This is a genomic window from Flavobacterium sediminilitoris (assembly GCF_023008245.1).
Taxonomy (GTDB): Bacteria; Bacteroidota; Bacteroidia; order Flavobacteriales; family Flavobacteriaceae; genus Flavobacterium; species Flavobacterium sediminilitoris.
The window spans coordinates 3,346,485-3,360,414 of the sequence record NZ_CP090145.1 but is presented as its reverse complement, the minus strand read 5'-3'; the positions used below and the strand labels follow the sequence as shown (position 1 = coordinate 3,360,414).

At 31.2% G+C, this 13,930-nt stretch carries 12 protein-coding genes; 2 read left to right on the top strand and 10 right to left on the bottom strand.

Going from position 1 to position 13,930, the window contains the following annotated elements; translation table 11 throughout:
- Positions 1-30 precede the first annotated feature (30 nt).
- Entirely contained in the window at positions 31-2,178 is a 2,148-nt protein-coding gene (locus tag LXD69_RS15425; protein WP_246916043.1) for a S46 family peptidase, read from the top strand.
- A 202-nt stretch (positions 2,179-2,380) separates the two neighbouring features.
- Positions 2,381-3,988, top strand: a complete 1,608-nt coding sequence (locus LXD69_RS15420) for a T9SS type A sorting domain-containing protein (protein ID WP_246916041.1) — start codon at positions 2,381-2,383, stop codon at positions 3,986-3,988.
- A 90-nt stretch (positions 3,989-4,078) separates the two neighbouring features.
- Here the strand turns inward: LXD69_RS15420 and LXD69_RS15415 are convergent, their stop codons facing one another.
- The 10 genes from LXD69_RS15415 to LXD69_RS18060 form a co-directional block, all read right to left on the bottom strand.
- A complete protein-coding gene (locus tag LXD69_RS15415) occupies positions 4,079-4,828 on the bottom strand; it encodes a maleate cis-trans isomerase family protein (RefSeq protein WP_317236303.1) in 750 nt (249 codons plus the stop codon).
- 2 nt (positions 4,829-4,830) lie between these two features.
- The gene (locus tag LXD69_RS15410; RefSeq protein ID WP_246916039.1) at positions 4,831-5,886 is read right to left on the bottom strand and encodes a DUF6923 family protein; all 1,056 of its coding nucleotides are present in this window, start codon (positions 5,884-5,886) and stop codon (positions 4,831-4,833) included.
- Positions 5,887-5,978: 92 nt separating this feature from the next.
- Complete coding sequence (locus LXD69_RS15405; protein WP_045971386.1) at positions 5,979-6,887, bottom strand: fumarylacetoacetate hydrolase family protein; 909 nt, start codon at positions 6,885-6,887, stop codon at positions 5,979-5,981.
- 55 nt (positions 6,888-6,942) lie between these two features.
- Positions 6,943-7,830 carry a GIY-YIG nuclease family protein gene (locus LXD69_RS15400; RefSeq protein WP_045971384.1) on the bottom strand — a complete coding sequence of 296 codons (888 nt, stop codon included), beginning with the start codon at positions 7,828-7,830 and terminating at the stop codon, positions 6,943-6,945.
- A 33-nt stretch (positions 7,831-7,863) separates the two neighbouring features.
- Positions 7,864-8,976 (bottom strand): cupin domain-containing protein, encoded by a 1,113-nt coding sequence (locus LXD69_RS15395; RefSeq protein ID WP_246916037.1) that lies wholly within the window; start codon positions 8,974-8,976, stop codon positions 7,864-7,866.
- A 48-nt stretch (positions 8,977-9,024) separates the two neighbouring features.
- Positions 9,025-10,005 (bottom strand): carbon-nitrogen hydrolase family protein, encoded by a 981-nt coding sequence (locus LXD69_RS15390; RefSeq protein ID WP_246916036.1) that lies wholly within the window; start codon positions 10,003-10,005, stop codon positions 9,025-9,027.
- Positions 10,006-10,067: 62 nt separating this feature from the next.
- Positions 10,068-10,487, bottom strand: a complete 420-nt coding sequence (locus LXD69_RS15385) for an acyl-CoA thioesterase (protein WP_246916035.1) — start codon at positions 10,485-10,487, stop codon at positions 10,068-10,070.
- Between the two features lie 28 nt (positions 10,488-10,515).
- Positions 10,516-12,096, bottom strand: a complete 1,581-nt coding sequence (locus LXD69_RS15380; RefSeq protein ID WP_246916033.1) for an FMN-binding glutamate synthase family protein — start codon at positions 12,094-12,096, stop codon at positions 10,516-10,518.
- A 49-nt stretch (positions 12,097-12,145) separates the two neighbouring features.
- Positions 12,146-13,735: an AMP-binding protein gene (locus LXD69_RS15375; protein ID WP_246916032.1), complete on the bottom strand. Its 1,590-nt coding sequence runs from the start codon at positions 13,733-13,735 to the stop codon at positions 12,146-12,148.
- 21 nt (positions 13,736-13,756) lie between these two features.
- Positions 13,757-13,912, bottom strand: coding sequence for a four helix bundle protein (locus LXD69_RS18060; RefSeq protein WP_317236323.1), 156 nt, complete (start codon positions 13,910-13,912; stop codon positions 13,757-13,759).
- Positions 13,913-13,930 lie beyond the last annotated feature (18 nt).

The window sequence follows — 13,930 nt, the reverse complement described above, 5'->3', positions numbered from 1 at the left end:
ATCTTCGCAGAACTAAAGAAATATTATAATATGAAAAAAGTTTTATTATCGCTTATTGCATTTTGTATGCTTGTACCTTTTTCGGTAAAAGCGGACGAAGGAATGTGGTTTTTAATGTTTATTGAACGATTAAATCACCGCGACATGCAAAAAATGGGCTTGCAATTAACGGCTGAAGAAATTTACAGTATTAACAATCACAGTTTAAAAGATGCGATTGTACAATTTAATGGTGGATGTACTGCAGAAATGATTTCAAAAGACGGTTTAGTTTTAACAAATCATCACTGTGGATACGATGCTATTGCAGAATTATCATCAGCAGAAAAAAATTATTTAAAAGATGGTTATTGGGCAAAAAATAGAGCAGAAGAGTTAAAACCTTCTAGCTTATACGTACGTTTCTTTGTTCGTATGGATGATTGCTCAAAAAGAATATTATCGGTTGTAAATCCGAATATGAGTGAAGCAGATAGAGAAAAAGCTATCAATGCAGAAATTGCAAAAATTGAAAAAGAAAATAATGAAGGAGGGAAATATACTGTTTCTGTTCGTCCGTTTTTTCAAGGAAATGAGTATTATTATTTTGTATATCAAGATTATAAAGACGTTCGTTTAGTAGGAACACCACCAGAAAGTTTAGGTAAATTTGGTGGAGATACAGACAACTGGGAATGGCCACGTCATACAGCCGATTTCTCAATGTTTAGAGTATATGCAGATGCTAATGGTAATCCAGCAGAATATGCAACTAGTAATATACCTTTACAACCAAAACACCATTTACCAGTAAATATTGGTGGAGTTCAAGAAAATGACTTTGCTATGATTTTAGGTTACCCAGGAAGAACAAACCGTTGGATGCCTGCTGGTGGAATTGAACAAAATGTAAAATTTGCTTATCCAGCTTGGGTTGAAGGTTCAAAAACTGGAATGGATAACATGAAAAAATACATGGTGCAAAGTGATGCGTTAAATCTTATTTATGCTTCTAAATTTGCAGGTGTTGCCAACTATTGGAAAAACCGTCAAGGAATGATTGATGCGTTATCAAAGTTTGGTACAGCTAAAACAAAAGCAGCTCAAGAAGCTAAATTTCACAAATGGGCAAACAAGAAAGCAAATAAAGCAAAATACGGAAATGTAGTGCCTACAATTAATGCGTATTATGCAATGACTAATGAAAAAGCACAACATGATAACTATTTAATGCAGTTATTTAGAACATCGGCTTTTGGAACAGTTGCTAGAGGCTTAGGAAGACAATTAGATATTTATACAAAAGCAGATGCTACAAAGAGAGCACAAATGGCTCCAATGATTATAGAAATGGCTGAAGCAATGCATAAAGAATTACATATTCCTGCGGAAAAAGATATTTTAGCAGCTCAATTGAGTTTATATAATAAGAAAGCAGGTTATACTTTAGCACCAATAGTTATAAAATTAGCGAAAGAAAACAATGGCGATTTTACAAAATATGTAAATGAAGCTTTTGATTCAAGTATTTTTACTTCTGTTGATAAAGTAAAAGCATTTTTAGATACACCATCAGAAGAATCACTTAAAAATGATTCATTATATGCTTTAACTAATGATTTATTGAATCATTACTTGTCGAAAAGTGATGAATTAGTAAAAGCACAAAATGATTTTGGAGCTTCTTTCCGTTTATTAGTAGAAGGTTTAAGAGAGTCTAAAATAGGAGAGATTAAATATCCAGATGCTAATTCAACTTTACGTTTAACTTATGGAAAAGTTCGTGCATTGCCAACAGACAAACGTAATGATGCAACGATTAATAACTACACAACGTTAGAAGGACAAGTTAAAAAATACAAGAAGGGAGATTTAGAATTTGATTTACCTACTAGAGTATTAGAAATGAATGCTAAAAAAGAGTTTGGTCGTTTTGCGGATAAAGATGGTTCTTTACACGTAAATTTCTTAACTGATAACGATATTACAGGAGGAAATTCAGGTTCTCCAGTATTAAATGGTAAAGGAGAATTAATTGGTTTAGCATTTGATGGAAACATTGAAGCTATGGCTGGTGATGTTATTTTTGATAAAAACTTACAACGTACAATCAATGTTGACATCCGTTATGTGTTATGGGTAATTGAGAATTTCTCAGGAGCGAAAAACATTGTTGATGAAATGACAATTGTGGAGTAATTTTTGACCTAATAAAATGAAAGCGATCTGAAGATATTCAGGTCGCTTTTTTTTTTGATATAAAGTCTATTACTAACTATCAACCATTATTCTTAAATAATAAGAAAGGGTGAATAAACCTTTATGAAACAGGTTGAGTAACTCGGAACTAATCCTATTGCTAGCTCTAATTTTGTGATATAAATAAATAAAATATATTACAATGAAAAAATTAATCATTACGAGTTTGCTTCTTGCCAGTTTATTTTCAAATGCACAGCCTTATCAATTAATTAATGGAGGATTTGAAAATATTTATGGTACACAAACAACTACAGTTTCTAATTATGATGGATTTAAGCAAAATAATTTAGGACCAAGTTGGTATACTATAACAGGATCACCAAGATCAGAAGCTAGTGGTTTTGCACAAGTAAATGCTCCTACTGGAAACCGATTTGCGCATGCATACCATAAAATAACTCATATGGGTAAATGGAATAGAGAAGGACAAACTTTTTATATGTATTATCCAATGAAGCAAGGAGTAACTTATACTGTTAGTTTTAAAATGTTAACAAAAGGAGTATTCGATCATTTGTACATTATGGCTACTAATGATGCGAAGCCTAATCATAATATTTCATTAAGTTCTCCTCAAGAGATGGATCTTAACCTTAATAATTCTGTAAATACAATTTTTCCATATACAGATATTCAAGTGGTAAAGAATATAACATCACCTTCTATTAATACTTGGTCTACTGTAACATTTACATTTACACCAGCGAAAAATTATACGCAATTAGTTTTTGCTCCTTATATAGATATTCCAACGAGTAATTTTACAATGAGAAACATGGATTTGTTTTTAGACGATGTAGTTATAGAAAGTAATGGCAACCCAAGCCTAGTTGGACCAAGTAATGTAGGTATGGCATTGAATGGGTTAAGTGCAGATACTAATATTGGTATTTTTACTTGTAGTGGTGAATCGGTAATTTTAGATGCTACAGGTACAGTAGATACTTATTTGCCTTTTAATTACTTTATCGAAATACATAAAAGAGATGCAAATGGAAATACTTCACAATGGGTTAATAATTGGTACTCTGGATTGCCATCTGATGCACCAATTGATTTATCACAAGTATATAATACTCTTGGAGGATATAATTTCACTGCTCCAGAAGGAACTACAGTAGAATATAGAGTAAAATTAGCTATAAATTCTGGTGCTTCCAATGGTTGGTTTGAGAAAACGATGAGAATTATTGTGAAAGGTGGACCAAGCTTTAATTTTGGTGTAAATATGATTAACCAATTAGGCCAACCTACCACTAGGAAAGTAAAAGGATTACCAGCAGGAAATTATACTTACAAATGGTATGAAGGAACAACGACAACAAGTACTGTAATAAGTACAGCTAATGAAATAGGAATCGTTAAGACTCAAAACGGTGTTTATCCTTATACTGTTGTAGTTACAGATGTGAATACTGGTTGTACAACAACAAAAACAACAAATGTTATTTATCATGATACAGTAGTACTTGATCCAAATGGTGAATTAGGTTTTGGTAAAATGAAGGATAATAATTTAGAAAATAAAGATTTATTTGTAATATATCCAAATCCAGTATCTTCGGTTTTAAATGTTCATTCTAAAAGTAATTTCGATACTGTAGAAATTTATAATTTGCAAGGGAAAAAAGTAATTACATCAAAAGAGAGAGCTATTACTATTTCAGATTTGAATGAAGGGGTATATTTTATTAAAATTTATAAAGGAGGAAAAATAATCTCTAGTAATAAGTTTGTTAAAAAATAATTGTAACCTATTTATAAAATTAGAAATGCTGCTCAAAAAGAATAACTATATTTTCTTTTTGAGCAGCATTTTTTTTATAAGAAGTATTGTTTAATATTTTCCACTTAACAATTCTCCACCAATAGTAGATTTAGCTTCAATGCCAATTTTTTTCATCATTTCATAAGTAGTACAAACAGCAGCAGATGTTACAGGAATACCACATTCTGATTGAATGATGTCAATAGCTTCTAAAGAAGGCATTTGCACACAGGCAGAAACGACCAATACGTCTACATTTGTTAAGTCTAATTGTTTGTAAATCTCTAATAAATTCATCGGATTTTGAGCGGCTACCTCTAAATTATCAGGAATTTCTAAAGCAATACTTTCTTTTACTTTTATGCCTTGGTGTTCAATATAATCAACAACCATATTGGTTAAAGGTCTCATATAAGGTGTAATAATTGAAATTTGTTTTGCACCTAATACTTTTAGTCCATTAATTAAAGCTCCAGCAGAAGTTACAATAGGAGTAGGGAAATCATTTGCAATTGTTTCTTGATGTAGATTTACTTCGGAAACACAATGATAACCACGTCCCATACTCATAATCGCTACCAAGCACGCATAACCCATAACATCCACATGAGCATCTGAAAGCTCTTGTGCACATTTTAAACTCATGGCATCCATTGCTTCGAGTTCTTCTTTGGTTACTTTTTTCATTCGCATTCTACTACTGTGAAACGTAAAACGTTCTGGTAAAATAGTTTCGCGAGAACGAAAGATTGCTGGTATTTCGGTTTCCATCGTTATATTTGAAGAAGGAACAATTTGACCTATTCTGTATTTTTTCATTTTTATATTTTTATAAATTGTAATGTAGATTTAGTAGCTTCTAAATGAATGAAATAGACTCCTTTTTCTAGAGATTCAATGTTTATAAATGTATTGTTATTAGTATTGCCAGAACTAATTTTTTTCCCTAAATAAGAATAAATACTATAATTTGTTAATTCTTGTAATCCACGAACCTGTATTACATTATTAGCAGGATTTGGAACAAGACTTAATGATTGATCCGCTATAGTGTTTTCATGTATACTTAATGTCCCCAATTGTAATTGGGATATTTTATCTCCAGAAGAATCTGAAATGAATAAATTACTACCAGAGATAGCTAAAGCTCTAGGGCCATTTAAGCCACTATCAACTACAATTTCAGGTGAAGCATTTGCAACTGATAGATCTATCTTAGAAACCCTTGCAACATTAGCTTGCGTAAAATAGAGTTCATTATTGTATACAGTCATTCCTTGTGCATGTATACCATAAGAAAGAGCAGTTAAAACTGTAGCTGTAGGATTTGGGTTATTCGTATCAACTTTATAAATTTTATAATCATTATTCCCAGAAACATACAAATCATCTCCATTAAAAAACAAACCTTCTGGTGTATTTATAGTTACTACATCAGTTTTAACAGGATTTGATTCTGTGACATTAATTTTTACAATTTTATTATTAGATCTTTCACAAATATATAATTCATCTCCTTTGAAAGCTATTGAATAAGCACCAAGAGCATTTGAGAGCACTAATTCTGGAGTGGGGTTAGTTGCTGTTAAATCTATTCTAAAGATTTTATCAGTAGTATTTTGTGAAAAGTATAAATAATTAGTATGAATAGCAACACCATACATATTTATCATTCCTGATACTAAAGTTGTAATCTGATGAGTTGCATCTGTAAGATCAGTTTTTATTATTCGTTGTCCTGAACGTTCAACGATGTACAAATCATTATTGTGGGTTATTATATCTTGTGGCCAATCGATGTTGGTGACAACATCAGTAACTTGAGCATTATTTTTTAGGCTGATAATAAGAAGTAGTGATAATACAATTTTTTTCATTATAAGGTTTTTATTGGGATTCTAGTTTTTTAACTGCATTCTGGAAGACAAGGTGTTTTCCAAAAGAAGCATTCAATTAGTTAAAGTGTGTATTAAATCTCTTTTACCGTATTTACAATAGTTCCAATTCCTTCAACTGTAGCCTCAATTATATCGCCATCTTTCAACCATTCTTGCGGGTTTCTTCCAGCTCCTACACCAGCAGGAGTTCCGGTTGCAATGATATCGCCTGCTTCTAATGTAAAAACCGTACTTAAATCTTCAATTAAATCATTAATGTTAAAAAGCATAAACTTAGTATTTGAATTTTGTTTTTCAATACCATTTACTTTTAAAGATAAATCTAAGTTTTGAGGATTTTCAATTTCATCTTTGGTTACTATAATTGGTCCCATTGGTGCAAAAGTATCTTGTCCTTTAGAAACAATCCATTGTCCTGAACGACGGCAATCTCTTGCTGAAATATCATTGATAACGGTATATCCGAAAACATGATCTAGTGCATCGGCTTTAGAAACATATTTCCCTTTTTTACTGATTACAACAGCTAATTCTACTTCCCAATCTAATTGATTCGTAAGGTTTCTATTTAATAAAATATCAGTATTTGTTGCTGTAACAGTTGTAGGAGGTTTTGAAAAAATAACAGGTTGTTGTGGTAATTCTTTTGCAGTATCTAATGTTCTTGCACTTTCCGCAACATGTTCAGTATAATTTAATCCAATTCCAATGATGTTTTTTCTAGGATAAGGAATAGGTGCTAAAATAGTTATTTCTTCCATCTTATAACTAATTTGAGCTAATTGTTTTTCTGTTGTATCTTCTATTAGATTATTAATTTCATAAATGACTTCAAATCCCATATCAATTAGTTCTAACATATCACTTGGCAATGGGAAATTGGAAATATCTCCAAAATCTTCCATGTCAATAATTTGTTTGTTATAAATAAAGCCTAGTCTTGGTTCTGAAGTTTCTGTTTTATAAGTAAGTAGTTTCATATTTTTTAAGTTTGCTGTTATAAGTTAACAGTTTTTAATTTTTTTAAATTATTGTTTATACATTATTTGCATTTGTTATTTCTTGAACATCTCTGAATGTTTGACCATTTTTATTGACCCATTCAGTGAATCCATTTGAATTCCTTCCTAAAATCATATTTGAAGCAGCACTAGGGCTATTAAAAACAGTATCTTCCACAAAGATTAATTTACCTTTATCTTCAATCATTATTTCAGTTTCAACTAATTTTCTTCTCATATTTACATAGGTTTCAGTACAAGATTCTGAAAGCTCTTTTTTAGCTTCACTACCTTTAGTTACAATATAACCTTGATCAGTTTCTTTCATTGAAGCCTTGAAAGTTTTTGTTTTGATGAAATATGTTTCATGAATGGAATTAATATTTTCTGTTTGATTTTCATCAGATTGTTTGACAGTTGAAGATATTAAAAATTTAAAACCCATTACAGGTAAAATTAGTTTGATTTGTTCAAGGAAATATTCCATATCTGAAATATCAGCCTCATGCAATGTTGGTAAACTCGGAGAGTTTCCATTATCAATTTGAGCAGTTTTAGCTTCTATCGCAATTTGTACTAATCTTGACTCTAAATATCTAATTTGTGTTTTAGTTAATAACTCATCCTTACTAACAAAGAAAATTAATTCCTTAAAGTCTTTATTTGGGTCGCTTAAATGTTGTTTTAATCTATTTTTTATGTTTTCTGCTTCACCAATATATATTTTTTCATCAAAAGCATCATCAGTAGGATCGCCTTTTAAACAATAAATCCCAGGATTATCAAATTCACTTCTATTCATAATTTTATTTATAGAAGCTCTTGGACTATATATAGCTTTTCCAACCCAATTACCAATTTCACTCAATCTTGGACCATAAGCAGTTCCATCAATCATATATACAGTTAATTTTTTCCCCATTCTAATTTTAATTGATTATTGCTCTTGAAATTATTATTTAATTATTTGAAATCCATCGTTTTCAGTGTATTCTTTTCCTTGATATAAGCCTAGTTTTTCAATAACGGGTAAATCATTAAAATTAAACAAACAAGCATCTTCAGTTTCTGATGCGTTATGATGTTCATGCCAAGCCCATGATGGAACACAGAAAATATCACGTGTTTTCCAATCGAATCGTTTTCCATCAATGATTGTGTATCCTTTTCCTTTTGCACATTGATATACAAACGAACCAGTATGTTTATGAGCTTTTCCTTTAAAACCAGCAGGTAAAAGTTGCATAGCTGCACCCATAGTTTGCATTACGTGTCCTCCTGTCATAGGGTTAGAATATTGCATAATAACACCATCAAAAGGGTTAATTTTATTGCTTTTTGAAGCTTCAACTAAAGCAGGGTATACTTTTTTCCAAGAAAATTTGAATAAAGGAGAATAAGGTTTGTCCCAAACTTTATCAGCAGGAATTATTCCAGCAGTTCCATAATTGATAGGAGAATAGTTCAAGGGAACATCTAAAGGTTGTTTACCATCAAAGACAGCATAATCATTCGCTTCTAGAGCATTTATTAAAGGAATATCTAATCCGTCTTGCCAAATACAAGTTTTTCCATTTGGATCAACACCATGTTCATGCCAAGTGGAGTTTGGTGTAATCACAAAATCATTTACTTCAAACGTAATTTTATTTCCATCTACAACGGTATAACCACCTTCTCCTTCCATAATGAAACGTAGGGCAGAGGCTTTGTGTTTATGAGCCGAAGTGCTTTCTCCTGGTCGTGTAATTTGAATGCCTGAATATAACCAACCTACAACAGCTGCAACGTCTTTTCTTTTATCATTGACTAAATAGACAACTCTTCTTCCAGCTTGCTCAGGTGTTACTAGTTCAGATGATTTTAAGACTAAATCACGTAAATCATCATATTTCCACAGCATAGGAACAGAATTGGATTTAGGTTCCCAAGGTTCTATATCATTGGCAACTGTCCATAATGCACCAGCACCAAGATTTTCTAATTCTTTATAATATGCTTCTAGTTCTGGAGTATTTTGTACTCTAGCTCTTCCGTATTGATCATCTGATTGGTTTTGTTCTTCCATAAATGTATAATTTTATATCTGGTAGGTTTTATAAACCTGCCAGGTATTTTATCTTTTATTGAATTCTTCGTGATTATTTATAAAGGTAATATTTTTTGTAGGAGCAGTATTTACTCGTAAATCAAAAATATCAAATCGATTATAGTGTCCTAAAATATCATGCATTTGTTTTGGTTGAATACATTTTGCCAAATCAATATCGGCATAAATCATTCCTTCATCATCGATTAAAGGTTCTCCAATAGTAGCTCCATTTGGTCCAATGAATCCAGAGAAAGCAGAATTTTTACGGGTTAAGAGTTCTTCTACATTTGGAACATCTGGCTTTAATATTTCCATAATTTCCTTTGAGATTGTCGAACATGAAACAATAGTGAAAAGTTTTCCTTCAAATGAATGAGCAGCAGCTCTAATTTTTATAGCTTCCGCCATGTTATAGTCAGGTGGAGCAACTGGCAATGAAATATAATTAGCTATATGAATTAATTCACCTTGAGTAAGTAAAGTAAAACGAGCTAATGTATTGGTGTTTTCACCGCAAGCTAAGGTTCCTAATGGTCCCACTTCTGTATCATATACTTTTAATGATGAACCATCACCAGAAGTCCATGTTAGTTTTTCAGCCCAAGTGGGTACTAATTTCCGATGTTTACCAATAATTGTCCCTTTATTATCTATAATTAAATTAGTATTATATATTTCACCAAAACTTTTACCTCTTTCGTTTATTCCAATAACAATTTGAATATCATTGTCTTTTGCTGCTATACAAAGTTTTTTTATTTCAGGACTTGTAATATCAACAGAATGTTTATACAATTCTTCATACCATTTACTTCCTTGTACGGGTGTCATAATCCAATTCCAATATGGATAACCAGCTACAAAAACTTCAGGAAAAGCAATTAGTTTAGCTCCATTATTTGCAGCTTCTTTTATAAATGAAATAGCTTTATCAATAGTTTTTTCTACATTTAAGAAAACGGGTGCTGTTTGAACGGTTGCTGCTTTAAATTTTTTAAATTCCATAGTTTATTAATTACGAATTTTAAATTACGAATTATGAATTGAAAACGAGATTAACTCGTAGTTCATAATTTGTAATTCATAATTTTATTCTTCATTTCTTCATTAAAGGGTTCTGCTTTTATATTGTTTCGATTTTCATTAAAGGCTACATTTACTAAGGTTACTTCTCCTTCAAGACATGTTTTTCCTTTTTCATCTTCAAATATAAAACCACACAAAATAGAAGCGCCTCCAAGATTTTTAACCCAAAGTTTTTTATTCAATATTTCTCCTAAACGTGCTGCTTTCTTAAACTGTATTTTCAAATCGACTGTTGGAATACCATTTGTTTCATGCATTTTAGAAAAGGGTCTTTCTAACGCTTCTTCAAACCAATCTTCAACTAGGCAGTTAAGCATTTCTAAAAATCTAGGATAGAATACGATGCCTGCATAATCAACATGTTGGAAGCGTATTTTTTCTTGTTTTATAAAGTAATTCATAATGTAGTATGACTAATTTTTAATTAAATTAAAATTTTTCGCTACTTGCTTTTTTCCAAAAATATAAGAATTTTTCAGGCACAGTATTTTCATTTAATAGACAACCTGTTTCTAATTCTGGAAATATTTCAGCAAAAGTGGCTACTTTATTATTGTCAATACGAGTAGTAACACAATCTCTTGTTACATTATCTGGATGATCTATTCCTGCTGATGCCATTAAATCAACTGCACTTTTTACAGTTTCATTTTGATATCTTGCTACGCGAATGCTTTTTTCTTCAGGAACTAAACCTTTAGTTAATTTTGGGTTTTGTGTTGCCACTCCAGTAGGACAAGTATTAGAATGACATTCTAATGCTTGAATACAACCTAAGGCAAACATCATTCCTCTTGCTGAATTGCATAAATCGGCACCTATAGAAAGGTTTCGAATAATATCAAATCCAGAAATAACTTTTCCTGTAGCAATAATTTTTATTTGATTTTTTATTCCGAAGCCATTTAGGCAGTCATATACAAAGGCTAAAGCTTCACGCAATGGCATTCCTACAGAATCAGAATATTCAGGTGGAGCAGCACCAGTTCCTCCTTCACCACCATCAACAGTTATAAAATCTAAATAAGTGTTCGTTTCAACCATTGCTTTACAAATACTTATAAATTCTGATTTATTACCAATGCAAATTTTAATTCCAATAGGTTTTCCTCCTGATTTTTCTCGTAGTAATCTAATAAAGGTCATTAATTCTAATGGAGTTGTGAAAGCAGAATGAGTAGGAGGTGAGATAATATCGTTTCCTTTTTCTACTAATCGAATAGCTGCAATTTCATCAGTTACTTTTTCTTTAGGTAGAATACCTCCATGACCAGGTTTAGCACCTTGTGAAAATTTGATTTCTATTATTTTTACATTGTCAAGTATTGCTCTTTTTTGAAATTCATCTGCATTAAACGTTCCGTTATTATTTCGACAACTAAAATAGCCAGTTCCAATGTTCCAAGCTACATCGCCACCTTGTAAGTGATAAGGAGAGAGTCCACCTTCACCTGTATTGTGAAAAAAGCCACCTTCTTTAGCTCCATTATTTAAGGCTAAAATGGCATTTTTGCTTAAACTACCAAAACTCATAGCGCTAATATTGAACATACTCGCCATATATGGTTTTGTACATTGAGAAGATCCTATTTTTACTCTAGGATTATGATTTAAATCTTTAAAAGAAATGGCTCTGATACTATGATTAATCCATTCATAACCTGATTTGTAAGTATCTAGTTGTGTTCCAAACGGTTTTGAATCAGTTTCTTTTTTGCTTCGAGCATACACCATACTACGTTGCAGTCTATTAAAAGGTTTACCATCGGTATCTGTTTCTATAAAATATTGACGCATTTCTGGTCCTATATCTTCCAGTAGATATCGCATTCGTCCTAAAAGTGGAAAGTTTCTTTTAATAGTATGTTTCGACTGATACATATCGTATAATCCCATAAGAATTAATGGGATGAATATTAATAGAAGGAAGCTGAATTTCCAATTTATATAAGTCAATAAGCCTATTATAGCTATAGAAGTTATACTAAATACTAAAAATGCTTTTCTCATAAAAAATTAATTATATTTTAAACTCTGAAACAAGTTCAGAATAATATGTTTATTTTAGTTTAAATCGTTGTATTTTTCCTGTTTCTGTTTTAGGTAAAATTTCTATAAAATTAATAATTCTTGGATATTTATAAGGTGCAGCTACTTCTTTAAACCATTGTTGAATTGTTTTGGCTAGTTCATCGGATTGTTTTGATTTGTCTTTTAAAACAATATGAGCGCAAACAACCATTCCTCTATTAGGATCTGGTAATCCAACTACTGCACATTCTAATATATCCTTATGCGTTAAAAGTACGGATTCTACTTCAATTGCTGCAATATTATAGCCAGAAGAAATAATCATATCGTCACCGCGAGCCACAAACCAGAAATAGCCTTCTTCATCTTGTTTGTAAATATCTCCTGTAATGTTCCAACCGTTTTGAACATATTCTTTTTGTTTTTCAATACGATTTAAATATTTACAACCTGTAATTCCTTTTATAGCAAGTTTTCCAGGAGTATTTGGAGGTAATTCATTGCCATCATGATCTATAATTTTTGCTTTATATCCAAGGACTGGTAATCCTGTTGCACCAGGTTTCATATTGTTTTCATTGGACGAAATAAATATGTGAAGCATTTCTGTAGCTCCTATTCCGTCAATAATTTTTAATCCTGTGGCATTATACCAATCTTGCCAAACTTGTAAGGCTAATGTTTCTCCTGCTGAAACACATTTTCGTAAGCTAGAGACATTAAATTCGTGTAGTTTTGTTGTTAAAACTCGCCAAGCTGTTGGAGCAGTAAAACAGATAGTTATTTTATATTCTTCAATTGCTTTTAAAAGTAAATCTGGACTTGGTTTTTCTATTAAAAAGGTTGAAGCTCCAAAATACATTGGAAACAAAACCAAACCACCTAATCCAAATGTAAAGCCAAGAGGAGGACTTCCTGTAAAAATATCATTTGAAGTAGGTTGCAAAGAATACATAGGAAAAGCTTCGCAAATATTTAAAATATCTCTGTGATAATGTGCTGTCATTTTAGGTATTCCGGTAGTTCCAGAAGTAAATCCAATTAAACAAATGGCATCTGCTTTTGAAGGTAAATTATGGAATATTTTAGGTTTGGATAGTATTAATTGTTCTAAGTTACTATTTCTAAAGAAGCATTTTTGTTTTAAAAAAGTAGATTTTGAAAGATTCATTTCATCAGATAGATTACTATCACATAGCGCAATGGAAATCTCTGCACAATCTATTATGGTTGTTAATTCTTTGGCACGAAGTAGAGGCATAGTTGCTACAACAATTCCACCTGCTTTTAAAATAGCAAACCAGCAAGCTACCATCATTGGATTATTAGCAGAACGTAATAAAACTCTATTTCCTGAAACTAAACCTAAGTCATCTACTAAAACATGAGCAATTTGATTGGCTTTTTCATATAAATCATTATATGTCCAAGTCTCTTCAAACGTACGAATACAAATTGCATCACCATTTCCATTTTTGATATGATTATCCAATAAGCGTTCAACACAATTTAGCATTTCAGGATGTTGAAATTGAGGTAAATCCAAAAAGGTATATTCTGGTTGTAAATCCAAAGTTGGTAAGCTATTGTGAGCGAAATTGTCTTGGTAGTGTTTCATTGATTAATTACGAATTTTAAATTACGAATTACGAAGCGTTTTTTGAATAGAACCAATTATTTTTAATAATTCAGTTACATCATTTAATAAACTTTCACTTTCTTCATTTGTTAAGTAACCAGTATCTTTTAATAATCTAACCCAGTAATGTGTTTCTCTGGTTTTTTTATATGGAATAGTTAATTTAGTAAAAAA

Coding starts and splice junctions, on each gene's coding strand:
- LXD69_RS15425 (WP_246916043.1), top strand. CDS start 31: ATGAAAAAAGTTTTATTATCGCTTATTGCATTTTGTATGCTTGTACCT.
- LXD69_RS15420 (WP_246916041.1), top strand. CDS start 2,381: ATGAAAAAATTAATCATTACGAGTTTGCTTCTTGCCAGTTTATTTTCA.
- LXD69_RS15415 (WP_317236303.1), bottom strand. CDS start 4,828: ATGAAAAAATACAGAATAGGTCAAATTGTTCCTTCTTCAAATATAACG.
- LXD69_RS15410 (WP_246916039.1), bottom strand. CDS start 5,886: ATGAAAAAAATTGTATTATCACTACTTCTTATTATCAGCCTAAAAAAT.
- LXD69_RS15405 (WP_045971386.1), bottom strand. CDS start 6,887: ATGAAACTACTTACTTATAAAACAGAAACTTCAGAACCAAGACTAGGC.
- LXD69_RS15400 (WP_045971384.1), bottom strand. CDS start 7,830: ATGGGGAAAAAATTAACTGTATATATGATTGATGGAACTGCTTATGGT.
- LXD69_RS15395 (WP_246916037.1), bottom strand. CDS start 8,976: ATGGAAGAACAAAACCAATCAGATGATCAATACGGAAGAGCTAGAGTA.
- LXD69_RS15390 (WP_246916036.1), bottom strand. CDS start 10,005: ATGGAATTTAAAAAATTTAAAGCAGCAACCGTTCAAACAGCACCCGTT.
- LXD69_RS15385 (WP_246916035.1), bottom strand. CDS start 10,487: ATGAATTACTTTATAAAACAAGAAAAAATACGCTTCCAACATGTTGAT.
- LXD69_RS15380 (WP_246916033.1), bottom strand. CDS start 12,096: ATGAGAAAAGCATTTTTAGTATTTAGTATAACTTCTATAGCTATAATA.
- LXD69_RS15375 (WP_246916032.1), bottom strand. CDS start 13,735: ATGAAACACTACCAAGACAATTTCGCTCACAATAGCTTACCAACTTTG.